This window comes from Paenibacillus pasadenensis (assembly GCF_002864175.1).
Classification (GTDB): Bacteria; Bacillota; Bacilli; order Paenibacillales; family Paenibacillaceae; genus Paenibacillus_O; species Paenibacillus_O pasadenensis.
Map to the genome: position 1 here is coordinate 2,753,808 of NZ_NFEZ01000004.1, position 25,846 is coordinate 2,779,653.

Sequence of the window (25,846 nt, forward strand, 5' to 3'; positions counted from 1 at the left end):
CGATGAAGGATTTTCCTCAATACCGTATTCCCTTCGGCTCCGGGACCGAATACATCCGGGATGCCCATTGTGATCTGAAACTTTTCCATGAGGCAAGGTAGAGATTGATTTTAATCAGGTCCGTCCGGCAGCAGTACCCTCAACCCGACGCCGATGATATTCAAAATCTATCTGCTACATCGCCCAGCCGGCCGCGCAGAAATTCACGACCGCCTCGCGAGCGGGACTCATCTTCTCGATGGAGCCGGTGTTCGCGGCGATGTTCGGCTTCCTCGTCGTGGGAGAAATGCTCTCTGCGCAAGGCTATGCGGGCGCGGCGCTCGTCCTCACCGGCGTGCTCGTCTCGGAGTACGGAGCCCGCTGGCTGCAAGCGCTGCGCCGCCGCAGCCGCCCGCAGGCGCAGCCGCAGCCTGGGCCCGGCATGCTGCCCTGAGCGGAGGAGCTTGGGCCGCTTCCTGCCTCGCGCCGCCGGCTCGAGCGCATCGGATGCATAGGAAAGAGCGGAACGATTGCCGTTCCGCTCTTTTTCGTCTTCTTCTTTTTTTGCCCATTTTCTGTGTATTTGATAGATGGACAAAAATTTATAGGTAGATTCGCCGTTTCCGAGTTAATAGCAGGCAAATATACTAAAGGGTAGTCAACTACCCCCATCAAAGGAGAGGATAGAAGTAATGACAAAGGAATTTAGAAAAAGAAAAACAACCTGCAAAAAAAAATCTTCCCAGCAAACAGCGTGTAGCTGTCATCGTAAAAAACACAAACACCGCAAGCCGCCTGTCAAAGTGACGATTTCCTTAGCCAAGGCGATCGACAAGGCGATTGCCAAAAGCCTTGCTAAAAACCTTGCTAAAAACCTTGCTAAAAACCAAGCTCATGCCATTAGTAATGCCACAAGCACAAATGATAACGACAGCGGATCCACCATTAACGATCAACTTACAAGCGAAAGTGGCGCTAAAAATCATTCGGAAAGCGACAGCGACTCGAAAATTTTCGAAAAAGTCGATAACCAAAGTACGGCAACGAACGCCACTAATACCGATAGTGACTCTACCATTAACGAAACGGTTAATTCCACCAGTGGTGCAACCAACACCAGTGATAACGATAGTTCGGCTACTGTCAATGACACATTAACAAGCACAAGCGGCTCGAACAATACCTCTAATACCGATAGTGACTCTACCATTAACGAAACGGTTAATTCCACCAGTGGTGCAACCAACACCAGTGATAATGATAGTTCGGCTACTGTCAATGACACATTAACAAGCACAAGCGGCTCGAACAATACCTCTAATACCGATAGTGACTCTACCATTAACGAAACGGTTAATTCCACCAGTGGTGCAACCAACAACAGTGATAATGATAGTTCGGCTACTGTCAATGACACATTAACAAGCACAAGCGGCTCGAACAATACCTCTAATACCGATAGTGACTCTACCATTAACGAAACGGTTAATTCCACCAGTGGTGCAACCAACAACAGTGATAATGATAGTTCGGCTACCGTGACCGATACATTAACCTCAACTAGCGGCTCGAACAACGCATCAGACGCCACCAGCACTTCGTCATCGGGTGATAGTACCTCCACCAATGGAGATAATACCTCCACCACAAGTAGTGGTCCTGCGGCCAACTCATCGGATACGGACGCCACCAGCAGCTCAGGTGATAGCACATCAACGAATGGTGATAATACGTCAACCACAACAAGTGGTCCTGCAACAAACTCATCGGATACAGATGCTACATCGAGTGCAGGTGACAGTTCCTCAACCACTGGCGATAATTCATCCACAACCAGTGCCACTGCCACCACAGGTGATAACACCTCTACGCCTACAGCAACAGCGTCGACAGGCGATAATACTACCACCAATACCTCCAATGCTGACAACTCTTCAACGAACGACAACGCAAGCACCGCCAACAGCACGTTAAACTCCACCAGCTGCGCCACCAACGAATCCACGAATACCAGTGAATCCAACAACACCTTTGACTACAACAGCGCCTTAGTGAGCACGGCAAACGGGTTAGCGAGCTCGGCAAACAACTCGGCAAACACCGTCTCCAATGGCAACAACTTCACCGTTGGCAATCAAATTCAAATTAGCGACAATTCCGTGCTTTTAGCCTTATTGCTTTTGTTTTGCAAATGCCGTACCTGCTGTAACTGTCAGCCTTCTAGCGGATCAACAAGCGGCTGTACCTGCGGCACGTCGGGGACGACGAATTTGGAAGGGATTATTTCCAAACTGCTCGATGATGAAAAAAATAAACAACAGCGCATTTTTGATATGTTAAACCAAAATAATTCAATCGCTTAAGGAGGCGTTTACCCATGCTTGAAAACAGTTCAAAAACCACGTTCACGATGTCTCGCAAAAACGGAGAAACCACACTTTCGGTGGCGATCAACAATGGCAGCGACGAAGAAAAAAATATTAACATGGTCGTCAAAGACAGTGCAAACGGCAATGTATTGCCAAGTGTGATCGATGGCACAGCCATCGACAACGGGGTGACGCTGGAACCTAAAGCAATCAAAAACATGGTGATTGATACCACAAACGCCATCGGGCAAATTCTCGTGGAAATGGCAGGTGCAGGGAGGATGACAATGCGTCAAAAAAGTTCGTCATCCGGTGGCAAAACAAGCAACATCATCGAATTGATATTAAAATAAAAAATATGCTTCGTGAAGTATCGCGCAGAAACGATTCCTATAGCGCGATTCGTTGCCGATTCATTTGCTGCACGAGTGTTTCCTCGGTTGCGCAAATCGTCTCTACGAACCATCATGAAGGAATGATCTCCTAATATTAAATGACCGCTAATTAAGATTAGCGGTCATTTGGTGTTTTCAAAGCATACACTTGATGTCCGCTAATGTTTCGGTTAAAATAAGAATATCATGTCCGCTAATGTAAGACAAGATTTGGAGGCTTTGCTAATGAGAGAAACACCGGGGATTTCGGAACAGGGCGATCAGACGATTCAGGACTTCATTCACGCTCTCACCACCCACGAAGATTTGAATCCCAAAACACTAAAAGAGTATGCAAGCGACCTAAAACATTTCATCGGCTGGTTTGAGACCGCCTACCACCAAGAGGAAGAGATTATATTTCGAATTGAAGATGTGGCTACTCCAACATTAACGCGATATAGGGAAGCAGCACAAAAAATAATGGAATTGAAACCGGCGACCATTAACCGGCGGCTTATTACCCTGAAACGTTTTTTTGAATGGGCCGTGTCAGAATCCAGGATTCGCCGCGACCCTTCGAAGCCGGTTAAATTGGTTCCGGAAGAAAAGGTAAGCCCCAGACAGATGACAGACAAAGAAGAAGCTGCTTTGGTTGCTGCGGCCGAGCATGGCGGTTCTCTTCGGGATCAGACGATTCTAATCGTGATGTTTCACACGGGCTTACGAAGCATGGAAGTGTGTGACTTGGCTCCCGGAGATATTCAAATCGGTAAACGTAGTGGTCAGCTTACGGTCCGATCCGGAAAACGAAATAAACAGAGGGAAGTTCCTTTGAACGCCACGTGTAGAGTTGCTTTAGAAAAATATCTGGCAGAACTCCCTCCGCACAGTCCTTTTCTGTTTCCATCTGAAAAGACCGGCGATCGATTAACCGAACGTGCTTTACGTCATTTAATTCAAAAATATATGAAAGCAGCCCGGCTCGAAGGATTGAGCGCCCACGATCTACGGCACCGGTTCGGCTATGTGATGGCAGAAAACACGCCGTTGCACCGCTTGGCGCAAATTATGGGACACGATAGTCTGGACACAACGATGATTTACGTCAAGGCAACCCGTGCGGATCTGCAAGCGGAAGTCGAAAAAATAGCTTGGCAATAGGGGGATGAAGTACGATGTACGCGAGAGTAAGGGAACTGCTAACTCCGGAGGAACGGCTGCATTATTTGCAGATACCGCCTGATCTTGGCGAATGGGAATTGGGCACTTATTTCACATTTACACAGCATGACCTTGAAATCATACAGCAGCGGCGAAGAGATTATAATCGACTCGGCTTTGCCGTGCAGCTGTGCGTACTTCGTTATCTCGGCTGGACACTTTCTGATACAAAAGAAGTGCCGGTTCAAATTCTTCGTCATATTGCAAAGCAAATCAATGCCGATGTGGAGTCTTTTGCATCTTACGGCGACCGAGAAGCAACGAAGTACGAGCATCTGGATGAGATCCGGAAAGAATATGGCTACCAGACATTCACCTTGAGCGAATATCGTTCTTTGTGCAAGCATCTATTTAGCCATGCAATGGCAAACGGCAATCCCTTACACCTGATTCAACTCGCACTCGAAGATTTACGTAAGCGTAAAATCATTCTCCCTTCAATGGCTACAATTGAAAGAGCCGTTTGGGAAACGCGCAAACGAACAGAAGAAAAAATATTCAAGCTGCTCAGCAGTTCACTGACAGAATTACAAATTGCTAAGCTGGATCGCGTCTTAACCACCATGCCGGAAAGTAGCAAAACCTACTTAGCATGGTTAAGGGAAATTCCAGGTACTAGCTCTCCGGATTCTTTTTTGAAGGTGATTGAAAAACTCGAATACTTACGCGACTTGCAGCTGCAAGTCGATACGAAAGGCATCCATCCGAACCGTCTACGTCAACTTTCTAAAATCGGTTCGCGTTACGAACCTCATTCTTTCAGACGTTTTAATGATCCGAAAAAGTACGCGATTTTAGTAGCGTACCTATTGGAACTAATTCAGGATTTGACAGACCTGGCTTTCGAGATTCATGACCGGCAGATTATGATACTGCTTTCCAAAGGGAGAAAGGCCCAAGAGGAACTTCAAAAGCAAAACGGTAAATCGATCAACGAAAAGGTTGTTCACTTTGCCGATCTTGGAGCCGCTCTTATTAAGGCCCGAAGCGAAGGCATTGATCCGTTTGTTGCTCTTGATGCCGTCATGCCGTGGGATCAGGTCGTCGCATCCGTGGAGGAAGCTAAACGGCTGGCGCGACCAGTTGATTACGACTACTTGGACTTGTTAGAAAAGAAATTCTATGCGCTCCGAAAATACACGCCAACGCTGCTAAAATCGTTGGAATTTCGGTCAACTAAGTCCGCAGAGCCGCTAATGAAGGCGGTCGATATCATCCGGGATATGAATGAAACCGGGAAGCGGAAGGTTCCGGAAGGCGCGCCGCTGAACTTCGTTTCGAACCGCTGGCAAAAGCACGTTTACGACGATGACGGAACGATCAACCGGCATTACTACGAAATGGCTGTCCTGACAGAGTTGCGGAATTACGTTCGTTCCGGGGACGTGTCCATAGTCGGAAGCCGTCAGCATAAGGATTTCGAGGAATACCTTGTTCCGAAAGCCGATTGGAATGGCATTGATCCTAACGCTACAAAGCTTGCCGTCAGTTTGTCCGCAAAGGAATATCTTGAAGAACGGATTGAAGCACTTCTTCAAAGATTAAATTGGGTTTCGGATCACATCGATGAGCTGGACGGAGTAAATTTGGAGAACGGGAAATTGCACATTGAGCGATTGGAGAAAGATGTTCCCGATGAATCCCGAAATTTCAGTCTTTCCCTCTATGAGCTGCTACCACGAATTAAGCTTACGGATCTGCTCATGGAAGTAGCCAACTGGACGAATTTTCATGAGCAGTTTATTCACGCTTCCAGTAACCGCGCTCCGAACGAGGAAGAAACAACAATCCTTATGGCTACCCTTATGGCAATGGGAACGAACATCGGGCTTACGAAGATGGCTGAAGCCACGCCGAGCATTTCATATCGGCAAATGGCCAATACAGCTCAATGGCGGCTGTACGAAGACGCGATGAATAAAGCGCAAGCTGTTCTTGTCAATTTTCATCATAAGCTGGCGCTGCCTTCATATTGGGGGAATGGCACTACCTCCTCATCTGATGGAATGCGCGTCCAGATCGGTGTATCGTCTCTTCACGCAGATGCGAATCCTCACTACGGGACCGGAAAAGGAGCAACGATATATCGCTTCGTGAGCGACCAGTTTTCCACGTTCTATACGAAAGTCATCAATACGAACGCTCGGGATGCCGTACACGTCATCGACGGTTTGCTCCACCACGAAACGGACTTGTCCATTGAGGAGCATTATACGGATACAGCCGGTTACACCGATCAAGTCTTTGGTTTAACGCATTTGCTTGGATTTCGCTTTGCGCCGCGCTTACGCGACTTGGCTGATTCCAAGCTCTACGCTATCGGAAAACCGTCCATTTTCCCTAAATTGGAGAAGCTGCTTCGCGGACAGATTAATACAAAGATCATTCAAGAGAACTACGACGATGTACTCCGGCTGGCTCACTCCATCCGGGAAGGAACCGTTTCAGCATCACTCATTATGGGGAAAATCGGTTCCTATGCAAGACAAAACAGCTTGGCTACCGCGCTGAGAGAAATGGGGCGTATCGAGAAAACGATCTTCATTCTGGATTACCTTTCGAGCGAGGCGCTGCGGAGAAAAATCCATCGGGGGTTGAACAAAGGAGAAGCCATGAACGCATTGGCCAGAGCGATCTTCTTCGGCAAACATGGCGAACTGCGGGAACGTGCGCTACAAGATCAGCTCCAACGGGCAAGTGCGTTGAACATTATCATCAATGCAATTAGCGTTTGGAATACCGTCTATCTCCAGCAGGCAACTGAACACCGCAAAAAGCAAGGTAAGCTTCAGGAAGAACTGCTAAATCACATTTCCCCCCTTGGATGGGAGCACATCAATTTTCTAGGTGAATACAAATTCAACTTCAAGCAGAATACGTCTCTCAACTCATTACGACCGCTGAAACAACAGGAAGGTGAGTGATCGGTAGTCCGGGCGGTGTAGCCCGGACTATTGGGCTTAGAGTAAGAAAAAACGCTAAGCCAGGTACATCCGAAGGCTTAGCGTATATTATCGTTAAAATGTTGGCGGTACCCCTTCAATCGATAAGATGGAGGTGAATCCCTCCTCATGGAGGGAATCCGCTTGGATGGAATCATTGGCTTGAATCTCTTTTTGGTGGCGGTATTCATCGGCCTCACCGCCTTTTTTGTCGGAGCCGAGTTCGCGATCCTCAAGGTCCGGATGTCCCGGCTCGACCAGCTCGTCGCCGAAGGCAGCAAAAAAGCGGTCAAAGCGCGCAAGGTGGCGGCGGATCTCGACTACTACCTGTCCGCCTGCCAGCTCGGCATCACGATTACCGCGCTCGTGCTCGGCGCGCTCGGCGAGCCGACGGTCGAGCGCATGCTTCACCCGCTGTTCGAGCGCTTCGACGTGCCGGCGGCCGTCTCGACCGTGCTGTCGTATGCGATCGCTCTGTCGATCATCACGTTTCTGCACGTCGTCATCGGCGAGCTCGCTCCCAAGACGCTCGCCATCCAGTATGCCGAGAAGATGACGCTGCTGCTCGCCGGACCTCTCTATACGTTCGGCAAAATCATGTACCCGATCATCGTCGCGCTCAATAACTCCGCCCGCGCCTTGCTCCGCCTGTTCGGCGTCAAGCCGGCCGGACATGATTCGGTGCACTCCGAGGAGGAGCTGCGGCTGATCGTCGCCCAGAGCTACGAGAGCGGCGAGATCAACCGCACCGAGCTCGACTACCTGAACAATCTGTTCGACTTCGACGGCCGCAAGGTCGGCGAGATCATGATTCCGCAGGTTTCGATCGTCTCGGTGCCCGGCGGCCTGCCTCCGGAGGCGCTGCTCGAGCAGATGGACCGGCATGGCTACACCCGCTATCCGGTCGCCGCGCCGAGCGGCGGCGGCTACCTCGGCTACATCAACGCCAAGGAGATGCTGACGGGCATGGCCGCCGGCCGCAAAGCCGGACTCGATACGCTCACGCATCCGCTCCCCCGCTTCAAGGAGAGCGCCTCGATCCGCGACGTCATGATCAAGATGCAGCAGAGCCGCGCCCATATGGCGCTCGTCATGACCGAAGCCGGAGCCCCGGCCGGCCTCGTGACGCTGGAGGACATCCTGGAGGAGATCGTCGGCGACATCCGCGACGAAGCTGCCGGCCAGCCGCTGTCCGCCTTCTAGCGCAGCGTGCGCGGGCCGGACGGGCTGGAGCGCCGGGTCAGGTCAGGTGCTCGCGTCGACATGAAGAAGCCTCGCGCACTTGGCGCGAGGCTTCTTTCTTGTTGCGGCTCTCATTCGGCCGAGCTGACGCCGCTCAGCGGATGAAGAAGCGCTCGATTTCGATGCGGGCGTTGTCGATGGAGTCGGAGCCGTGGATGACGTTTTCCGACACGTCGAGGCCGTAGTCGCCGCGGATCGTGCCGGGCGCGGCATCCGCCGGGTTGGTCGCGCCGATCAGATAGCGGGAGTTCTTCACCGCCGCCGTGCCTTCCACGATCATCGCGAACGAAGGGCCGGACGTGATGTAGTCGACCAGCTCGCGGAAGAACGGCTTTGCTTCCAGATGGCCGTAATGCTCCTTGGCGGTCGCCTCGCTGACCTGGATCAGCTCCGCCTTGACGACGGACAGGCCCTTCTTCTCGAAGCGGGAGACGATCTCTCCGATCAGTCCCCTCCGTACCCCGTCGGGCTTGATCATGACGAATGCTCTTTCGCTCATCTGCCTTCCTCCTTCTGCTTCCTGCTTCATCGTACCTGACATGAGGCCATGTCCGGCGTGAGCGATGTCACATGTTCGCACCCACAGGAAACAGTTCGACAAAGACCGCCCGAGGTCCTGCCTAGTTGAAGGTCAGATTGAAGCCGCTCTGCACGTAGTTCGTGCCGGCATAGGCGATGTTGCTCGTCTGCAGATTGTTGAACGTGGCGGCGCCGTTGCCGGTATAGGTGAAGATCGCCGCCCCTAGATGCGGTCCGGAGAAGCGCGAGGTCGTGATGCCGTCGCGGCCGGTGCCGTTGATCGTGACGGAGTTGAACACGATGTTGGAGAAGCCGCCGCCGTAGCCGAACTGGATGCCGTCGCGTTGGGCGTCGACGATGTCGATGTTCGTGAACGTCACGTTTCGGATCGCGTCATTGGACGCTTCCAGGTCGATCGCGCCGCGCTCGCCGTTGTACAGATCCTGGCTCGTGCCGCAGCGCAGGATCGTCGTATCGGAGAACGTGATGCCGGTATTGTTCGCGAAATGGTAGCCCGGGAACACCGTGTTCATGCGCAGGCCGGAGCCGCCGACGCAGTCGACGATGACGTTGCGCTCGGCCTTGTGGCCGCTGCCGCCGAAGAAGGCGATGCCCGCCGCGCGCCAGTTGTTCTCGATCGTATTGGACGAGAACGTGTTGTTGACGCCGGCCGGAGCGCCGTTCACGTCGCTCGTCCAGACGGCGAGGCCGTCGTCGCCGTTGCCCCGGACGCTGCTGTTGCGGACGGTCGAGCCGCTCGTGCCTTGGGCGAAGTTGACGCCGTCGGCCAGATTGTTGCGGATGCGGCTGTTCTCGATGACGAGGCCGGTCGCCGTGATCGCCGGCGTATGGGCGTAGTCGCCGACCCAGAAGCCGCATTCGAAGTGCTCGACCCAGACATTGCGGATGGACGAGTTCGTGCCGAAGTTGTCCATGAAGCCTTTGTAGATGGCGTTCTGGCCGTAGCGCGAGCGCAGCTTGGAGTTCAGATAGACGTTGCTGAAGTCCAGCTTGCCCGAGATACGCAGCGAGATGCCGCCGGATGCCGCGTTCGGGTTGGTGAACTGGATGTTCGTATGCCACATGCCCGCGCCGGTGATCGTCAGGTTCTGGATCATGCTGCTGGCCGAGCCGATTTCCCACATGCCGTTCAAATGGAACGTGCCGGTCGGGATGTACAGCGTCTTGCCGCCCGACACGGCTGCGGTCACGGCGGCCTTGAAGGCGGCCAGATCGTCCTGGCCGTCGTTCGCGACGGCGCCGTACTGCGTCACGGAGACGGAGTTCGCCGGCTGCGCGATCGCGGCCGGAACGTTCTCGATCTCGAGGAAGTCGACGCCGTACTCGATGCTGTCTCCGGCCGGCTTCTGGACGCGCACGACGTCGCCCGGCTGCAGCGGCGTGTCGAGCTTCCAGTGCACCTCGTCGAAGCGGAACAGCGGCCTGCCGCCGCCCGGAGCGTCAGCCGGCATGTCGCCGGAGAAGTACTGCCAGTTGTAGTAGGACGAGACCGGCACGTTTTTCACCTTGGTCCCGTTGACGTACAGGTCGAGCGAGCCGCTCAGGCCCATGCCGTCGGCCGAGTCGGGCATCGTGTAGCGCATCGTGACGCCCGCTCCGCCTTCGTTCGGACGGACGGTCCACTGCGCGTAGGAGCCGCTCGACGGCAGCGAGATGTAGGCTTGGCCGGACGCTTCCGAGGCGGTCAGCGCCTGGTTGAACGTCGGCGCGGTCATGAGCGCCGCTCCGCCGCCGCGCGTCGCGTCTTCCGTGTCGTAGCGCGTGTACGGCACGCTCGCGCCGCGGGCGGAGTAGACCGTAAGCGGCGTCTGGCTGGCGTTGTTGCCTTGCTTGGCGGGCAGCTCGTTGCCGTCGGCGGTCACGGAGAGCGCGGCCGTGTACGAGCCGCTGACGGCCGTCCAGCTGCCGGAGAGCGCGACGTTCGCCGTCGCGCCTGGCGCGAGGCTGCCCGTGTACGAGCCGCTGAACGTCTGCACGGTCGCGCCCGCGGACGTCTTGAGCGTCACGCTGACCGGATGCGCGCCGCCTGCGGTGGCGATCGTGCCCTGGTTTTTCAGCTGTACGGTGAAGCTCACGCTGCTGCCGGCCGACGGAGCGGACGGCGTCCAGGAGACGGTGCCGACGAGGTCGGAGCTGGACAGCGGCGAGACGGTCAGATTGGACGGATGCGCATAGCTGTTGTTGCTCTCGTTCTGCTCGAAGACGGCATTGCCCTCATCGGCCTTGGCGCCGATCGCGTAGGAGCCGGCCGCCTTGGCGCCGATCGCCAGCGATACGTTCGCCGACGCGCCGGCTGCCAGCGCGGGAGCGGCTGCGGTTCCGGCCAGCTCGCCGTTCACATAAAAGCCGACCGAGGATGCCGCGGCGGCTGCGCTGCCGCTGTTGCGGACGGTCGCCGTCAGCGTGATCGCGCTGTCCTCGGCCGGAGCGGACGGCGTCCAGCTCATCGTCTGGATCGTCAGATCCGGATTGGCCGCCGGCGTGCCGAACACCTGGAACTCGGCGATCTGTCCGGCCGGAGCGCCGCTGTTGACGGAGATGGCCAGCTGCAGCCGCTTGACGGTCGCGCTGAGCGGGATCGTCACGGTGTTGCCCGTCGCCGGATTGAACGTGTAGGACTGCGCGGCCTTCAGGCTCGTGAAGCTGGTCGTCGTCTGGTCATGGCCGAGCACCTGGATCGTCTGGTTGCGCGTTGCCCATTCCGTCGCCGGATTCAGCTTGAGCACGATCGACGTGATCTGATGGTTCGCCCCGAGATCCAGCGTCAGGCTGCTCGGGTTGCCGCCGCCCTCCCAGTAGGTCGAGGTCGAATTGTCGTTGGCGTTGGCCGCGACATACGTCTGCGTGCTGCTCGACGCGCTGATCGGCTTGCCGATGGCGACATTGGAGCCCGGAGCCGGGGTCGGCGTCGCCGTCGGGGTTGCCGTAGGCGTAGGTGTCGGAGTCGGCGTTGCCGTAGGCGTAGATGTCGGGGTTGGGGTTGGCGTTGCCGTAGGCGTCGCGGTCGGGGTCGGAGATGGAGCGGAAGCGCCGTAGATTTCCAGCTCGGACAGCTGCGCGGCCGGCCATGCGGTGTTCCCCGAGAAGCTCAGGCGGACGTAGCGAGCGCTGGCGGCCGAAAAGCTCGCCGTCGCCGCGTTGCCGCCCGCGGCTGGGTCGAACACATAGCTCGCCGAGGCGGCCAGCGTCGAGAAGCTGCTTCCGTTCGCGCTGCCCTGGATCGTCAGCGTCTGGGTCCGCTTCTCCCAGGAAGCGGGCAGCTTCATGACGACCTGATCGATGGAGACGCTGGCGCCCAGATCGACCTGGACCCACTGCGGGAAGGCGTTGTTCGTGCTTTCCCAGTATGTGCCCGCATTGCCGTCGCGGACGTTTTCCGGAGCGTACGTCTGCGTGTAGCCGCTCGAGGAGACCGCCTTGCCGAGAGCGAGATTGGGACCGCCTGCCGCTTCCGCCGGGCGCGACGGCCCTACGGCAGCCAGCACCGTCGTGAGCAGCAGCAGTCCGGCGAGCGAGATGGACTTGAAGTTCATGTACGTTTTCTTCCTCCCTTTAATGACAGCGTTTGCAAACCTTCCTTTCGCTTGCGGAAGCCTCCTTTCCCCGGAAAGATACCCCCATTATAAGTCAGGCTCGGCCGCGCGCTGAGGGGCGATCCTACGACAATCAGGTGCGATTCCATGCAAGCGCCGGTCGGGACCGCATCGGGAGGGGACGGCAAAAACCCCCGGCAGCGTCTGCCGGGGGAACCGCTATGCCCTTCGGCTGAAGCTGCCGAGGTTCAGGTGATATCGGACTCGCTCAGGCGAGGCGCGCTCGCCCCGCCTGAACGGGCTTCAGCGAAGAGTTCCGCTCAGGGAAGCGCTCAGCTGGAAGGCTCGCTCTGGCGCGCCGCCTTCGCTTCCTCGGCCTTTTTCTGCAGCCCCTTGCTCACATAGGGCTTGGGCTTGCTCTTGGCCCGCCGCTCGGCGGCCTGCCAGCGGTTCCAGCCCTTTTTGCCCGTGCCGCGGCCTGTGCCGCCGCCTTTGGACTTGCTCATGTTCGTCTCAGCTCCATTCGTCTCCCCATCGTACCCGATCGGAGAGCCGGGGGCAAATCTAATCGCGCGAAAGGCGGTTGTAGCCGGCGTCTCCATACGGCTGCAGCTTCTCGAGCCAAGGCTTCAGCAGCAGCTTGAGCTCCCACTTGATGTCGGTCATCTTGACCGGATCGAATTCCTTGCGTTCCAGCTCCGCGTACTCGAACGCCTCCTCCCCGTGCTCGTTCCAGTCGCGCTGCACGTCGAGATTGGCGAACCTGCCCATGCGCAGCTGCGCTTGCAGCGTCGTCCACTTGTTTTTCAGGTTCGGGTAGGCGGCGAGAAAGATCTTGCCGTTCGTCCGGTTCGTGAGGCGGATGACGCCGAGGTAGGTCTTCATTTCCTTGTATTGCTCCTGCAGCTCCTTGCGCCGGTTCTTGTCCATCGGATGCCTCGCTTTCTGATTCACTAAATCAGTAATTTAGTAAATTCTAACGTCCGCTCCTCGGCCTGTCAACCGTCGGCGGCTTGTTTTTTCGGCTTCGCTTGGCGGATCGGCCCGTCAGAGGTAAGATGGATGGGGTTGGAAAGGAAGATCAAGATGAACTCGCTGAAGCTGTACTTTTGGTTCTATTTCGTGCTTTATTCGGCCAATGCCATTTACGGGACGTTTGCGCCGGTCTATTTCCGCCAGCTCGGATACGGCAGCTCCGACATCGGCCTGCTGCTCAGCATCGGCCCGTTCATCGCCGTGCTGGCCCAGCCGGCATGGGGCTCGCTCGCGGACAAGGCCCGCTCCAAAAACGCCGTGCTCGCGGCGCTGCTGGCGGGCAGCGGCCTGTCGATGCTGCTGTTCCCGCTGTCGTCCGCGCTGCCGTGGCTGATCGTCGCAGTCGGGCTGTTCACCCTGTTCCAAAGCTCCACCGGCGCGATCACCGACGCGATCACGCTGGAGGCGCTAGGCCGCGAAGCGTCCCGCTTCGGCCGCATCCGGATCGGCGGCACGCTCGGCTTCGCGGCGATGAGCGTCGGCTTCGGCATCTATGCGGAAAAGGTCCGGCTCGAAGGCATGTTCACGGCCTACGCGGCCGTCATGGGCGCGACGCTGCTGCTGCTCCTGCTCTACCCGCGCGTGCGGGGCCATCAGTTCGGCGGCCGCAAGCTGAATTTCCTGCATCTGCTCCGCAACCGCCGGCTCATGCTCTATATGGGCCTTTGCTTCGCCATCCATATGACGCTCGGCTACTACTACGCGTTCTTCCCGCTCTACTTCACGGAGATCGGAGCCGGCAAAGACCTGCTCGGCTGGTCGATGGTCGTCTCCGCGCTCGGAGAGCTGCCGTTCCTGCTGCTCAGCGCCCTCATCCTGAAACGGTTCTCCGTCTCGGCGATCCTGCTGGCGGCAGGCGGCGTGTCGGCGCTGCGCTGGCTCCTGTACGCGGAGATCGGCTCGATCTACGGCGCGCTCGCGGTGCAGGCGCTGCACGGGCTGACGTTCATCGTCGTCGCCGTCACGATGTCGGTGTACATCAACAAAGAGGTCGCGCCGGAGCTGCGGGCGAGCGGGCAGACGCTGAACGCGCTGCTGAACGCGGGCGCGGCGCGCATCATCGGCACCTATGCTGGCGGCTACGCGGTCGAGGCGTCGAGCCTGCAGGACGTGTTCCGCTACGCCGGCCTGCTGCTGCTCGCGGCGCTCGCGCTATTCGCGCTCGCGATCCGCCTGCTGGAGAAGCGCGGGCTGCCGGGAGCGTCGCGCGCGGGCTGACGAGCGGATAGGCGCACGGCGCAGACGGCAGCCGGACGGACGTTCGGCCGTCATGCGGACCGCTTGATTCCATAGGACAAAAAAGCGGGACGAGCCCGGCATGCTGCCGGTTTCGTCCCGCTTTTTTTGCAGATCAGATCCTAGTCAAGGGCGGCTCCGCCCGCAGGCTCCCCTCACGCGATGTCCTGCCCCGCTTCCGCAGCGGCGGGCAGGACCCGCTCCTTGCTACGGCCGCGGCCGCCGAGCTTGAACACGACGATGCCCGCAGCCAGCAGCAACACGCCGGCGAGCCGCGTCGGCTCCAGCGGCACCCGCTCCAGGCCGAGCCAGCCCATCGAGTCCCACAGCATGGCGAACGCCAGCTGCGAGCAGAGCGCGAGGCTGACGGCGAACGTCGGACCGAGCCGCTTCACGCCCTGCACCATGCAGGTGACGACGCCGATGCCGATCAGGCCGCTGAAGGCGAACCACGGCTCCATGCCGGCCAGCTGGAACAGCGCCGCTCCTTCCGCCGCCAGCCCGAGCAGCAGCGCCGCCGCGAAGCCCATGCCGAGCACGAGCGTCGTCGTCGTCCACATGCCGGCTTTGCGGTCGACGTTCGCGTTGAACAGATTTTGCAGGCTCAGCAGCAGTCCCGATGCCACAGCCCAGATGATGCCCGTCATTCCGATCGTCCTCCCGATTTCGGTTCGTAGATGTTTTCCTGCGCGAGCGCCGCAAGCGCGTCCCGGTCGCGGACCGCGATGCTCGAGCGCGCCCGCTCGATGAGCCCGTCGCGCGCGAACTGCAGCAGCACCCGGTTCAGATGCCGGTAGCTCGTGCCGATCAGGTTCGCCGCGTCTCGCAGCGCGCCGGCTTCCAGCCGGGCAGACTCGCGGCCGTCCTCCGCTCCGCAGACGCTGAGCAGATAGCTGGCGAGCCGCACCTCGACCGGATAGAGCAGGTTGAAGCTGAGCGAGTTGTTCTTCATCTGGAACTTGCGCGTGATGACCCCGAGCAGGAAGCGCAGGAACGGCGCATGATCGGCGGCCAGCCGGTCCGCCTCGCGGTACGGGATGCGGATGAGCGTCGCCGGCGTGACCGCCTCGACCGTATTCATCAGCTCCAGCCCGCGCTGCACGTACTCGATGTCGCCGAGCATCTCTGGCGGTCCGAGGAACGAGAGGATGAGCGACTTGCCGTCCGGCGTCGTCGTGTACACCTTGATCTTGCCCGCGGCGAGCAGCAGCAGGCTGTCCGATCGTCCGCCCTGGCGGACGATCGCCTCGCCCGGCTCGGCCGTGACGAGCGACGCCCGCCGCGCCAGCTCCGGCGGAATCGCCTCGCCGAGGCCCAGCTCAAGCAGATGCCGCCGGATCGTCTCCGCTTCGCTTTCCATCCTCATTCCTCCTCTCTGGCGCTGCCCGGTCATCCGATCGCCAGCAGCAGCACGCCGCCGGCCATGAGCGCGAAGCCGGCCGCCTGCGCCGGGCCGACGCTGATTCGCTTCGAGCCGAGCCAGCCTCTCCACTCGATCAGGAACGTGAGGGCGAGCTGGCCGAGCAGGACGAGCGACGTCGTCAGCGTGATGCCGATCTGATGGATGGCCGTCACATTGCCGAAAATGATGAGCGCGCCGAGCGCGCCTCCGGTCGCGTAGACCGGCTTGACCGCCAGCAGCGTCCGCGGCTGCAGGCCGCGCAGCAGCAGCGCGAGCGCGAGCGCCCCGACGAAGCCGGTCAGCTGCGTCAGCGCCGCCGCCTGCCAGGTGCCGATCGCTTCGCCGATGACGCTGTTGGCGGCGCCCTGCAGCGTGATGAACCCGCCGGCCGCGATCGCGGCGAGGATGCCTTTCATGATGATGCCCACTCCATTCCTCATCCGATGGTTTTCCCTACGAATCGTACTTTAACCGTTCGGATCGGAAAGGAAAAGGACATATGTCCTCAGCCGAAGAAGAGATCGGCGATCGTGCTTCCTTCGCCGCTTTTCTTTCCGCGAAGCACGTCGGGATCGTACACCTTCACCAGGCCGCAGCCCTGGCAGCTGACGAACAGATAATGATGATGCTGCAGGTCGATCAGCTTGCTGAGGCCCGTCCCGGTCATCGCGACCTCGGTCGCCTCCGCCTCGTTGCCTCCGCAGTCCCTGCACCGGAACCGACGGCAGACGAAGTCCTCGAGGGACTCGCCGCCTTCGCGGTCCCAATCGCCGCTGTCCTCGCTGGCATCGGCCTGCCGGACGGCGGCTTCATCCGCCTCGTCGCCGCTCGGCTCGAGGCCGGTATCGAGATGCTCCGGCAGCACCTCGTGCCGGCACTCGGGACAGATGCTTCCTTGCAGCACGACCGTTCGGCCGCACCATGGACATTCGATCGGATGGTCGTTCATCGGATCCTCTCCTCGCCTCGTTAAAGTCAATGCTGGGAAACCTGCCGCTCCTCGAACTGATGGCGGTGCAGCTCGCGATAGCGTCCGCCGGCGCGCATCAGCTCATCATGGGTGCCCCTCTGCTCGATGCGCCCTTCGTGCAGCACGAGAATCTGATCCGCGCGGCGGATCGTGCCAAGCCGGTGGGCGACGACGATCGATGTCCGGCCTTTCATGAGGCTGGCCATCGCCTTTTGGATCTCCAGCTCCGCGAGCGTGTCGACGCTGCTTGTCGCCTCGTCGAGCAGCAGCACATCCGGGTCGGCCAGCAGCGTGCGCGCGATCGAGATGAGCTGGCGCTGGCCCAGGCTCAGGTTGCCGCCCTCCGGAGCAAGGCGGGTGTCGTAGCGGTCCGGCAGCTTCTGGATGAAGCGATGCGCCTGCGCCGCGCGCGCCGCCGCCTCCACCTCCGCGTCGCTCGCATCGAGCCGACCGTACCGGATGTTCTCGCGGACGGTGCCGCTGAACAATTGCGTCTCTTGCAGCACGATGCCGATCCGGCTGCGCACGTCGTCGCGATGCAGCGAGGCGAGGTCGACGCCGCCGATGGAGATCGTGCCGGAGGTCGGATCGTGGAAGCGCGCGAGCAGCGAGACGATCGTCGATTTGCCGGCGCCCGTCGGGCCGACGAGCGCGGTCATCGTGCCGGCCGGGACGGCGAAGGAGACATCCCGCAGCACCGCTGCGCCTGCGCCATACCCGAAGCCGACCTCGCGGAACTCGACCTCTCCCTGCAGGACAGGCGGCCGCTCGCAACGCTCCGCGGCGGAGCGCTCCGGCTCCGTGTCCAGCGTCTCGAAGATGCGCTCGGCGCCGGCGACGCCGGCTTGGATCAGGTTGTACTGGTTGGCCAGCTCGTTGACCGGTCCGCTGAACTGGCGGGAATACCCGAGGAAGCTGACGACGAGGCCGACCGAGGCGAGCTCGCGCGAGGCGAGCCAGCCGCCGGCCGCCGCGATCAGCAGGTAGTTCAAGTGGCCGAGCAGATTCATGGACGGCCCCATCAGGCCGGAGTAGATCTGCGCCCGCGTGCCGGCCGCCCGCAGCCGCTTGTTGACAGCGGAGAATTCGGCTGCTGCGCGCTCCTCTTGGTGAAACAGCGTGACGACGTGGCGGCCGGTCACCGTCTCCTCGATGCGGCTGTTCGCCTCGGCGAGCTCGACCTGCTGCAGCTTGAACTGGCTGCGCGTCGTGCGGGCGACGAGCCGCGCCACGCCGTATAGCAGCGGCACCGTCGAGACGGCGACGAGCGTCAGCAGCGGCTGCAGCCACAGCATGAGCGCCAGGCTGCCGACGATCGAGATGACGCTGGAGATGAGCTGCACGAGGCTCTGGTTCAAGCTGTTCGAGACGTTGTCGAGGTCGTTGGTCGTGCGGCTCATCAGCTCGCCGTGCGAGCGCTGCTCGTAAAAGCCGACGGGCAGCCGCTGCATGCGGGCGAACAGCTCGCCGCGCAGCTGCCAGACCGTGCGCTGGGTGACGGCGGCGAGCAGCCGCGCCTGCAGCCAGCCCGCCAGGCTGCCGAGCAGATAGACGGCGGCCAGCGTCAGGCAGATCGCGGCGAAGCCTCCGCTGCCGCCGATCAGCGCGTCGAGCGCTTGCCCGGTCAAATACGGAGCTGCAAGCGCGCAGCCCGAAGCGCCTAGCGTCGAGACGCCGATGGCGAGCAGCAGGCGGCGGCTTTGCAGCAGATAGGCGCCGAGGCGGCGCAGCGCCGTGGAGGTCTTCATGCGGGCTCCGCCCCTTTCTGGGATTCATGCAGCTCTCGGTACAACGGGCTCGACGCCAGCAGCTGCTCCTGCGTGCCGACAGCGGCCAGCCGCCCCTCGTCCAGCACGACGATCCGGTCGCAGCGGCGCAGCGAGGCCAGCTTCTGCGAGACGAGCAGCAGCGTGCAGCTCTCGCCCATCCGCTCGATCGACTCGGTGATCGCCGTCTCCGTGGCGGCGTCGACGGCGCTCGTGCTGTCGTCGAGCAGAAGCAGCTCCGGCTTCAGCAGGAGCGTGCGCGCGATCGACAGCCGCTGCCGCTGGCCGCCGGACAGGTTGACGCCTTTTTGCCCGAGCCGGGTGCCGTAGCCCTCCGGCATCGCGCCTACGAAGCCGGCCGCAAAGGCGCTTCCGGCCGCTTCGAGCATGTCGGACTCCGGGGCGTCCGGGCGGCCGTAGCGGATGTTGTCCGCGATCGAGCCGCTGAACAGATGCGCCTGCTGGAGCACGAGTCCGACCTTGGAGCGAAGCTCCTCCGGGTCCCATCCGCCGAGCGGCTTGCCTAGAAGGCGGATCGATCCTTCGGTCGGCTGGAGCAGGCCGGCCGTCAACAGCGCGAGCGTCGACTTGCCGGATCCGTTCATGCCGACGATGCCGATGCTCTCGCCTCGCCGGATGCTCAGGCTGAAGCCGCGCAGCGCGTATTCGTCCGAGCCGGGGTAGCGGTAGCCGACCGCGCTCCATTCCAGATACGGCGCTTCCCGCGCAGCGGCTCGAGCGCTCTCCGGCATTCCTGATGGATCGTCCAGCGGCGCATCGCCTTGCTGCAGGGCGGCGTCTGCCGCTGCGTCACGCGCCACATTTGGATCGACTTCTGGCGCTTCTTTGCGCTTTCGCTCCGCATCTGCATGGCTGCCGGAACCCGCTTCGTCCTTCGCCCCCAGCACCTCGCGGATGCGGCCCGCGGACGCCGTCGCCCGGGACAGCGTCAGCAGATGGTTGCCGAGGCCGTTCAGCGACAGCAGCAGCTGGCTCAGATAAGTGAGGTAGGCGGCCAGCTGCCCCGGCTGGATCGAGTCGGAGCCGGCCAGCGCTCCGCCGTACCAGAGCGCCGCCGCCGTCGTGAAGCCGAGCAGCAGCGACAGCAGCGGCTGGCTGAGCGCGCCGATGCGAGCGGCGGCAAGGCTGCTCGCGCGGTAGCCGTCGTTCGCGGCGCCGAATCGCGCTTCCTCATGCGGCGCGCGCACGAACGCCTTGACGACGCGCATGTTCGCGAGGCTTTCCTGCAGCCGCGTATTGACCTCGTCGAGCGCCTGCTGCACCGAGGCGAACAGCGGCACCGTCGTCCGCTTCAGCCAGACGAGCAGCACGGCAAGCGCAGGCACGGTGACGATGAGCACGAGCGACAGCCGCGGGCTGAGCGCGATGCACATGACGAGGCTGCCGAGCGCGATGAACAGACTGCGAGCCAGCATCCGCAGCGCGACGAGCGTCGTCTGCTGGAGCTGCGAGACGTCGCCGGTGAGGCGCGTGACGAGGCTGCCGGTGCCGAAGCGGCCCAGCAGCTCCGGCGACAGCCGCATCGTCCGCCGGTAGAGGCCTTCCCTCAGATCGGCGCCGAACCGCTGGGAAGCGAGCGTGGAAAAGACCGTGCAGCCGATGCCTCCCGCCAGGCCGACCAGCGCGGCCAGCAGCATCCACCCGCCGACCGTCCAGATTGAGGAGGTGTCCCCGCCGATGATGCCCTCGTCGAGAATGCGGGCCATCAGCCTCGGCTGCAGCAGGTCCATCGCGACCTCCAGCAGCATGAGCAGCGGAGCCGCGACGGCGACCGCGAGATGAGGCCGCATATAGCTGCGCAGCCGAATTCGAGCCGCTTGCGGCGGCGAGCCGGTCGTTTTGTTCATCAGACATCCCAACTTTCCGTTTTGCACTTTACGATATATCGTATTGATTTAAGTTCCATTTTAAGGCGGACCGTCTTCATCGTCAATGCTGAAAACGCCGCGCATGGCCGGCGCACGGCGAGATGGGAATCATCGTTTCGGACGGCGATGCTGCCCCGTCCGATCCATCGCAGCGTCTCGCTTCGGCTTTGGTGGCTATGCCATGGTTGCCAGAGCCGAAACGGCGCCTCCTTCCCGTTGCGGGCATTGAAAACCGGCATCCGCTTCGCGGAGCAGACCCCTGACCGGCAACCGCTTCGCGGAGCGGAGACTCGTTCCGATCTCCCTGGAGCCCAGATTCCTTTGATCCCATTCCCCAGCAGGGGTGGAATCCGGCCTCCAAGGTAACCGCTGCCGCTTCTCCACGAGTTCCCCGCCACGCTTCGCTCCGGTCCGCAAGCTCTACTCATGTCCCGCATACGGAGCGCAGCTCCACAACACCAAGCCCCCACTTTCCTTTTAGATCCGAGCTGCTCGGTTTTTCCGCGCAATTCCCCCCCGTTTCGCCACCTGCCTACCGGAGTTACTCGGTTTTTCCGCGCAACTCCCTCCATTCCGCCACCAGCCAACCCGAGTTACTCGGTTTTTCCGCGTAACTCCCTCCGTTCCGCCGTCCGCCTACCCGAGTTACTCGATTTTTCCGCGCAACTCCCTCCGTTTCGACTCCTGCCTTCCCGAGCTGCTCGGTTTTTCCGCGCAATTCTCCCCCATTCCGCTCATTAGCACAGTTAAGTAACTCGATTATTTCGACTTAACGCCTCAACTTCGAGCCTCCATCTACTATTCCTTACTCGAACGAGCTTACCCAGGAGCGTCAGCTCCTCCGATACTTACGCATCGGAGAGGGGATTCTGTCTACTGCCTCCCCGGCATGCGACAAGGCGAAGCGCTGCGAAATTCGTGTTCCATAGGCCGGCTGCTCCGGCTCACCCCGGATACGAGCAATAGTCAATGCTGAAAACGCCACGGGCATCATGCCCGTGGCGCTCTTGCATCAGCCTGCATCAACTTGCATAAGCGTCAGTCAGCCTCAACTTGCCTCTGTCTCAACTTGCCTCAGCCGACGACCGGCGCGCTGCCGGCTCGGCTCCCTTCGACCGGGAATCCATCCCGCTGCCAGTACTCGATGCCGCCGAGCATCTCCTTGACCCGGAAGCCGAGCTCGGAGAAACGCAAGCCTGCTTTGGCCGCGCCGTTGCAGGCCGGGCTCCAGCAGTACAGGACGAGCAGCCGGTCCTTGGGCCAGCCGGCCGTCGAATCGGGGCTGATATCGCCGTACGGCAGGCTGACCGCCCCGGCCGCATGGCGTTCCGCATAGGCGGAGGCGGCGCGAACGTCGACCAGCAGGAACGAGTCGAGGCCGGTCAGCTGATCGTGGCGCACATCGGACGGATCCGTCTCGACGGACAGCTTCCCGAGGAAGTGGCGGCGCGCTTCTTCCGGCGATGCGGCAGGCGTTTCATGGACGAGCGAAATCGGGCTTTTCATCGGTCATCATCTCCTTGGCTTAGGTTTGTTCAACCTTGGAAATGATCCTACCACGAGCCGGCCCGCATCCGTTATCCAACGGTTTCGATGGCAGCCATCGCCCGCGCCGATGGATCACGCTCTTCGAGGCGGCTCGGCTCCCTCTGTCCGTCCGAGCGGTACGTCGGCGCCGACGCTGGCCAGAAACTGGACAAACGCCGGCGACGACCGCCGCTTCGGCAAATGGACGAGCTGGATGTGGAACTCGGCGGCCAGCGGCTCCGTGAACGCGGCGGCGCAGAGCTTGCCCTCCTCGACCTCCTGCCGCACGGCGATCGACGGCAGCAGCGCGACGCCCAGTCCTTGGGCGACGCAGCGCTTGATCGCCTCGATGCTGCCGAGCTCGCAGGAGATCCGCGCCTCCGCGCCGATCTCCTGGAGCCGCCGCAGCAGCGCCGCCCGGTACGTGCAGCCGTCCTCGGTCAGCACGAGCGGCTCCCCGTCCAGCTCCGCTGCAGCAGCCTCCGTACGCCCGGCCAGCCGATGGCCCGGCGCGCAGACGAGCAGCAGCGGCTCCGGCCGCAGCAGATGCACATCCAGCTCCGGCTCCCGCAGCGGCGGATCCAGAATGAGAGCCGCATCGAGCGTGCCCGACTTGACGCCGCGGATCAGCTCCGGCTCATTGCCGGGCAGCAGCGTCAGCGAGACGTTCGGCTGCCTCTGCCGAAAAGCCTGCAGATGCGGCGGCAGGAAATACGAGGCGAGCGTCTCAATTGAGCCGATCGTCAGGCTGACCTCTACCGCCGCTCCGACCGCTTCCAGCGACTCGGCATGCAGGCGCAGCATCTCCTTCGCATAGCCGAGCAGCTTTTCGCCCGCCGCCGTCAGCTCCATCCTTCTGCCTCTGCGCTCCAGCAGCTCGGTTCCGTACAGCTCCTCCAGCTTCTGCAGCTGCGCCGTCACGCTCGACTGGGCGTAGCCGAGCCGTTCGGCGGCCTTCGTGATGCTGCCGCAGGCGGCGACCTCGCGGAAGCTTCGCAGGCAGATCAGGTCCATCGGCCTTCCTCCTCGCTCAGGGATGGGATAAAAAAACAGACCCGCGCGTAAGCGCGAGTCCGGCGGAGGCGGTCATTCGGCGTAGTCGACGTTGTGATACACCTGCTGGACATCCTCGAGATCCTCCAGCGTGTCGATGATCTTGTCAAACTGCTTCTGGGCGTCTTCCGGCAGCTCGACGAAGTTCTGCGCGAGCATCGTCAGCTCGGCGACGCTGAACTCCTCGATGCCCGATGCGCGAAGCGCCTCCTGCACGGCATGGAACTGATCCGGCTCCGCGTAGACGAGCACGTCCTCGTCCTCTTCCACGATGTCGCGCACGTCGACGTCCGCTTCGAGCATCAGCTCCATGATCTCGTCCAGCGACTTGCCGGATACGCCGATGACGGCCGTGGCGTCGAACATATAGGCGACCGAGCCGTTCACGCCCATGTTGCCGCCGTTTTTGCTGAAGGCGGCGCGCACGGCGGAGGCGGTGCGGTTGACGTTGTTCGTCAGGGCGTCGACGATGACCATCGAGCCGTTCGGCCCGAAGCCTTCGTAGCGGAGCTCCTCATAGATCTCGTCGGAGCTGCCCTTCGCTTTTTCGATCGCGCGGTCGATGATCGCCTTCGGCACGTTGTACGTCTTGGCGCGCTCGAGCACGACCCTCAGAGCTCGGTTCGATTCCGGATCCGGCTCGCCCTTGCGGGCGGCGACGTAGATCTCCAGGCCGAACTTGGCGTAGATACGGCTTGTATTGGCGTCCTTGGACGCCTTCTTTTCCTTGATATTGTTCCATTTGCGACCCATGCTGAACCAACTTTCCGCTTGAATTACCCTCGCCTTGCATCCTTTTCCGGTGAAGGAGGGCGCCTTGAGCTCTCTCCCTATTATACTTACCGCGGGCCGCGCTGGACAAGTCGGAGTCGGGATGAGATTGTCACGCCGGTCGCGAAGTCGAACAGCATAAAGAGGCCGCATGAACAGGTCTGGACCACCGACCTTTCACGCAGCCTTTTTTTTATCAGCTTATGAATCCGCTCGCTCTCATCCCTAGCCCCAGTATTGCTTCGCGATCTTCTGGCCTTGATCGATCTTGGCCCATTGCTCGTCTTCGCTCAGCTCGTTGCCGCCATCGCAGGAAGCGAAGCCGCATTGATGGGACAGCAGCAGGCGATCCTTGTCGATGATCTTGGACGCTTCGTCAAGCAGGCGCACGACGCGGGCTTCATCGTCCAGCGTATTCGTCTTCGAGGACAGCAGGCCAAGCACGATTTCCGTCTCCGGCTTGTCCTTGAATACTTCAAGCGCCTCCAGGGAGCCGGCGCGGTCGTCGTCCCATTCCAGGAAGAACCGATCGTAGTTCAGCTGCTTCAGGAACAAGTTGGCGATCTTGACGTACGATCCTCCGCCCATGTTGCGGGAATCGTAGTTGCCGCGGCAGTTGTGGGTCCACATGCTCAATCCGAGGCTATGGCCGTAGTCGATCAGCGTATTGTTGATGTCGATGAATTCCGCGGCGAGCGCCTGGACTTCCGATTGATTGATCTGCTCGCCGGTATACGGCGAGTTCGGATTGTCATCCGCGAACAGCTCCCACAGGCAGTCGTCGAACTGCAGGATCTTGCCGCCGACAGCGGCGAAGTCCTCGACAAACTCCTTGTAGGCCTTCACCAGGCCTTCTTTGAGCTCCTGGGTCGTCTGATAGACGGCGGCCGCGCCTCCGATATTGCCGGACCAGGACAGCTCCCCGAAAATATGCGACGGAGACGGCACGCAGAGCTTCGTCGGCTGCTCGCCGGCCGTTTCCTGCAGCTGCCGGAACGTCTTGAGGAAAGGGTGGTTTTTCCCGCTCAGCTCGCCGGTGATGCGGAGGCCGATGTCCTTGCGCGTCTCATATTTGGAAGTGCCATCTATGTCGCGGAAGAAATAGCCGTGGTCGGCAATGTAGCGCTTCACTCCACTGAATCCCCAGACAAAATCCAGATGCCACATCGATTTGGAAAATTCCCCGTCAGTCACGATCGACAGCCCATGCTCGATCTCTTTTTTCACCACTTGCCGGATCGCATCGGCCTCGCACTGCTCATACCCTTCGAAATGGTCGTAAAAAGGATATTGAATGTCGTCGCGATGTTCGATCTGCGTCTTGTAGCCGAGCAGCTCTTTCGGGCGAAGCAAGCTGCCTACGATCTGAAACTTGTCTGTCATTTGGGATGGCCTCCTCATTCTGCAACTGCTGCTTATGCGTACAACCAGTATACCAAGCCGCTTGTCGCTATCGGAAAGCCCAATAAACCATAGCTGGCTATAGCTAATCGCTATAGAGACTGAATCTTAGATCTCGTCTTATGAACCTGGAAGACTGGCCGCGATCCAGAGGCACTCCTTCCCGTGTATAAGACGAAAAAGGAGTACCAGCAGGTACAGCCCATTCAGCGCGGTCAACTTCGGGTGCCAGCCTACGCCTGGTTTATTTCTTTGAAATGAAATTCGTTATATCCAACGTCTTGATTTCTGAACCATGGTCTGTACCTTCTTGATTATAAGTCACCAAATCAAACGAAATGGATTTCCCATTAATTAGCTTTAGATCGCGCAAATCTTGATTATTCTCGGTTTGAAATATTTTTTGGTTTTGATTGTCCTTAATGTCCAACAAATAGAGGGCATGATTTGATGAAACGGCCCCCTCTCTCTGTTTTCAACATTATTTTCGGAATTTGAGCAAAAAGAAAGACAGCCTGCAGCTGTCGTCGAGTTTTGAATATGGATTTATCTAACCTTCCGTTTAACTGTTTTTTTATTCTGGGTGGAAAAAG

At 59.8% G+C, this 25,846-nt stretch carries 21 protein-coding genes; 7 read left to right on the forward strand and 14 right to left on the reverse strand.

Annotated features, from left to right (window positions below):
- The first annotated feature begins 178 nt into the window (after positions 1 to 178).
- The 6 genes from B8V81_RS21425 (at position 179) to B8V81_RS21445 (ending at position 8,091) form a co-directional block, all read left to right on the forward strand.
- A complete protein-coding gene (locus B8V81_RS21425; RefSeq protein WP_280522990.1) occupies positions 179 to 433 on the forward strand; it encodes an EamA family transporter in 255 nt (84 codons plus the stop codon).
- A gap of 238 nt (positions 434 to 671) precedes the next feature.
- Positions 672 to 2,342 (forward strand): serine-rich family protein, encoded by a 1,671-nt coding sequence (locus B8V81_RS25005; RefSeq protein WP_139787294.1) that lies wholly within the window; start codon positions 672 to 674, stop codon positions 2,340 to 2,342.
- Positions 2,343 to 2,356: 14 nt separating this feature from the next.
- Positions 2,357 to 2,701, forward strand: coding sequence for a hypothetical protein (locus B8V81_RS21430; RefSeq protein WP_006211803.1), 345 nt, complete (start codon positions 2,357 to 2,359; stop codon positions 2,699 to 2,701).
- Positions 2,702 to 2,968: 267 nt separating this feature from the next.
- Positions 2,969 to 3,886 (forward strand): tyrosine-type recombinase/integrase, encoded by a 918-nt coding sequence (locus B8V81_RS21435; protein WP_006211804.1) that lies wholly within the window; start codon positions 2,969 to 2,971, stop codon positions 3,884 to 3,886.
- 14 nt (positions 3,887 to 3,900) lie between these two features.
- Positions 3,901 to 6,870, forward strand: coding sequence for a Tn3 family transposase (locus B8V81_RS21440; protein ID WP_028598545.1), 2,970 nt, complete (start codon positions 3,901 to 3,903; stop codon positions 6,868 to 6,870).
- 162 nt (positions 6,871 to 7,032) lie between these two features.
- Positions 7,033 to 8,091, forward strand: a complete 1,059-nt coding sequence (locus tag B8V81_RS21445; RefSeq protein ID WP_028597232.1) for a hemolysin family protein — start codon at positions 7,033 to 7,035, stop codon at positions 8,089 to 8,091.
- A 133-nt stretch (positions 8,092 to 8,224) separates the two neighbouring features.
- On the opposite strand, the gene ndk is transcribed toward B8V81_RS21445, so the two are convergent.
- The 4 genes from ndk to B8V81_RS21465 form a co-directional block, all read right to left on the reverse strand.
- On the reverse strand, positions 8,225 to 8,629 hold the full coding sequence (ndk, locus tag B8V81_RS21450; protein ID WP_028597233.1) for a nucleoside-diphosphate kinase: 405 nt from the start codon (positions 8,627 to 8,629) through the stop codon (positions 8,225 to 8,227).
- A gap of 121 nt (positions 8,630 to 8,750) precedes the next feature.
- The gene (locus tag B8V81_RS21455) at positions 8,751 to 12,203 is read right to left on the reverse strand and encodes a CARDB domain-containing protein (RefSeq protein ID WP_101809146.1); all 3,453 of its coding nucleotides are present in this window, start codon (positions 12,201 to 12,203) and stop codon (positions 8,751 to 8,753) included.
- Between the two features lie 332 nt (positions 12,204 to 12,535).
- Positions 12,536 to 12,709, reverse strand: a complete 174-nt coding sequence (locus B8V81_RS21460; protein ID WP_084136501.1) for a DUF3934 family protein — start codon at positions 12,707 to 12,709, stop codon at positions 12,536 to 12,538.
- A 58-nt stretch (positions 12,710 to 12,767) separates the two neighbouring features.
- Positions 12,768 to 13,133: a GIY-YIG nuclease family protein gene (locus B8V81_RS21465; protein ID WP_028597235.1), complete on the reverse strand. Its 366-nt coding sequence runs from the start codon at positions 13,131 to 13,133 to the stop codon at positions 12,768 to 12,770.
- A gap of 156 nt (positions 13,134 to 13,289) precedes the next feature.
- Between B8V81_RS21465 and B8V81_RS21470 the strand changes: the two genes are divergently transcribed.
- Positions 13,290 to 14,456 (forward strand): MFS transporter, encoded by a 1,167-nt coding sequence (locus B8V81_RS21470; RefSeq protein WP_028597236.1) that lies wholly within the window; start codon positions 13,290 to 13,292, stop codon positions 14,454 to 14,456.
- Positions 14,457 to 14,629: 173 nt separating this feature from the next.
- Here the strand turns inward: B8V81_RS21470 and B8V81_RS21475 are convergent, their stop codons facing one another.
- The 10 genes from B8V81_RS21475 to B8V81_RS21520 all read right to left on the reverse strand — a co-directional run bounded on the left by B8V81_RS21475 (position 14,630) and on the right by B8V81_RS21520 (position 25,235).
- On the reverse strand, positions 14,630 to 15,121 hold the full coding sequence (locus B8V81_RS21475; protein WP_043110829.1) for a DMT family transporter: 492 nt from the start codon (positions 15,119 to 15,121) through the stop codon (positions 14,630 to 14,632).
- Entirely contained in the window at positions 15,118 to 15,834 is a 717-nt protein-coding gene (locus tag B8V81_RS21480) for a Crp/Fnr family transcriptional regulator (RefSeq protein ID WP_164820153.1), read from the reverse strand. Before B8V81_RS21480 ends, B8V81_RS21475 begins: the two co-directional genes overlap by 4 nt.
- 29 nt (positions 15,835 to 15,863) lie before the next feature.
- Positions 15,864 to 16,316 carry a DMT family transporter gene (locus B8V81_RS21485; protein ID WP_228551470.1) on the reverse strand — a complete coding sequence of 151 codons (453 nt, stop codon included), beginning with the start codon at positions 16,314 to 16,316 and terminating at the stop codon, positions 15,864 to 15,866.
- Between the two features lie 65 nt (positions 16,317 to 16,381).
- Positions 16,382 to 16,825, reverse strand: coding sequence for a zinc ribbon domain-containing protein (locus B8V81_RS26085; protein ID WP_101809148.1), 444 nt, complete (start codon positions 16,823 to 16,825; stop codon positions 16,382 to 16,384).
- Between the two features lie 26 nt (positions 16,826 to 16,851).
- Positions 16,852 to 18,594, reverse strand: coding sequence for an ABC transporter ATP-binding protein (locus B8V81_RS21495; protein ID WP_101809149.1), 1,743 nt, complete (start codon positions 18,592 to 18,594; stop codon positions 16,852 to 16,854).
- Positions 18,591 to 20,480, reverse strand: coding sequence for an ABC transporter ATP-binding protein (locus B8V81_RS21500; RefSeq protein WP_101809150.1), 1,890 nt, complete (start codon positions 20,478 to 20,480; stop codon positions 18,591 to 18,593). Before B8V81_RS21500 ends, B8V81_RS21495 begins: the two co-directional genes overlap by 4 nt.
- Positions 20,481 to 21,575: 1,095 nt before the next feature.
- Positions 21,576 to 22,007 (reverse strand): rhodanese-like domain-containing protein, encoded by a 432-nt coding sequence (locus B8V81_RS21505; protein ID WP_028597242.1) that lies wholly within the window; start codon positions 22,005 to 22,007, stop codon positions 21,576 to 21,578.
- A gap of 114 nt (positions 22,008 to 22,121) precedes the next feature.
- A complete protein-coding gene (locus B8V81_RS21510; RefSeq protein ID WP_052332901.1) occupies positions 22,122 to 23,042 on the reverse strand; it encodes a LysR family transcriptional regulator in 921 nt (306 codons plus the stop codon).
- A gap of 72 nt (positions 23,043 to 23,114) precedes the next feature.
- On the reverse strand, positions 23,115 to 23,834 hold the full coding sequence (locus tag B8V81_RS21515; protein ID WP_028597243.1) for a YebC/PmpR family DNA-binding transcriptional regulator: 720 nt from the start codon (positions 23,832 to 23,834) through the stop codon (positions 23,115 to 23,117).
- 243 nt (positions 23,835 to 24,077) lie between these two features.
- Complete coding sequence (locus tag B8V81_RS21520) at positions 24,078 to 25,235, reverse strand: cobalamin-independent methionine synthase II family protein (RefSeq protein ID WP_028597244.1); 1,158 nt, start codon at positions 25,233 to 25,235, stop codon at positions 24,078 to 24,080.
- Positions 25,236 to 25,846: the final 611 nt, after the last annotated feature.

Bases quoted from the DNA above. Each gene is read 5' to 3' on its own strand.
- B8V81_RS21520 (WP_028597244.1), bottom strand. From the start codon at position 25,235: ATGACAGACAAGTTTCAGATCGTAGGCAGCTTGCTTCGCCCGAAAGAG.
- B8V81_RS25005 (WP_139787294.1), top strand. From the start codon at position 672: ATGACAAAGGAATTTAGAAAAAGAAAAACAACCTGCAAAAAAAAATCT.
- B8V81_RS21485 (WP_228551470.1), bottom strand. From the start codon at position 16,316: ATGAGGAATGGAGTGGGCATCATCATGAAAGGCATCCTCGCCGCGATC.
- B8V81_RS26085 (WP_101809148.1), bottom strand. From the start codon at position 16,825: ATGAACGACCATCCGATCGAATGTCCATGGTGCGGCCGAACGGTCGTG.
- B8V81_RS21435 (WP_006211804.1), top strand. From the start codon at position 2,969: ATGAGAGAAACACCGGGGATTTCGGAACAGGGCGATCAGACGATTCAG.
- B8V81_RS21460 (WP_084136501.1), bottom strand. From the start codon at position 12,709: ATGAGCAAGTCCAAAGGCGGCGGCACAGGCCGCGGCACGGGCAAAAAG.
- B8V81_RS21470 (WP_028597236.1), top strand. From the start codon at position 13,290: ATGAACTCGCTGAAGCTGTACTTTTGGTTCTATTTCGTGCTTTATTCG.
- ndk (WP_028597233.1), bottom strand. From the start codon at position 8,629: ATGAGCGAAAGAGCATTCGTCATGATCAAGCCCGACGGGGTACGGAGG.
- B8V81_RS21505 (WP_028597242.1), bottom strand. From the start codon at position 22,007: ATGAAAAGCCCGATTTCGCTCGTCCATGAAACGCCTGCCGCATCGCCG.
- B8V81_RS21430 (WP_006211803.1), top strand. From the start codon at position 2,357: ATGCTTGAAAACAGTTCAAAAACCACGTTCACGATGTCTCGCAAAAAC.
- B8V81_RS21500 (WP_101809150.1), bottom strand. From the start codon at position 20,480: ATGAACAAAACGACCGGCTCGCCGCCGCAAGCGGCTCGAATTCGGCTG.
- B8V81_RS21515 (WP_028597243.1), bottom strand. From the start codon at position 23,834: ATGGGTCGCAAATGGAACAATATCAAGGAAAAGAAGGCGTCCAAGGAC.
- B8V81_RS21440 (WP_028598545.1), top strand. From the start codon at position 3,901: ATGTACGCGAGAGTAAGGGAACTGCTAACTCCGGAGGAACGGCTGCAT.
- B8V81_RS21475 (WP_043110829.1), bottom strand. From the start codon at position 15,121: ATGACGGGCATCATCTGGGCTGTGGCATCGGGACTGCTGCTGAGCCTG.
- B8V81_RS21510 (WP_052332901.1), bottom strand. From the start codon at position 23,042: ATGGACCTGATCTGCCTGCGAAGCTTCCGCGAGGTCGCCGCCTGCGGC.
- B8V81_RS21495 (WP_101809149.1), bottom strand. From the start codon at position 18,594: ATGAAGACCTCCACGGCGCTGCGCCGCCTCGGCGCCTATCTGCTGCAA.
- B8V81_RS21455 (WP_101809146.1), bottom strand. From the start codon at position 12,203: ATGAACTTCAAGTCCATCTCGCTCGCCGGACTGCTGCTGCTCACGACG.
- B8V81_RS21480 (WP_164820153.1), bottom strand. From the start codon at position 15,834: ATGGAAAGCGAAGCGGAGACGATCCGGCGGCATCTGCTTGAGCTGGGC.
- B8V81_RS21465 (WP_028597235.1), bottom strand. From the start codon at position 13,133: ATGGACAAGAACCGGCGCAAGGAGCTGCAGGAGCAATACAAGGAAATG.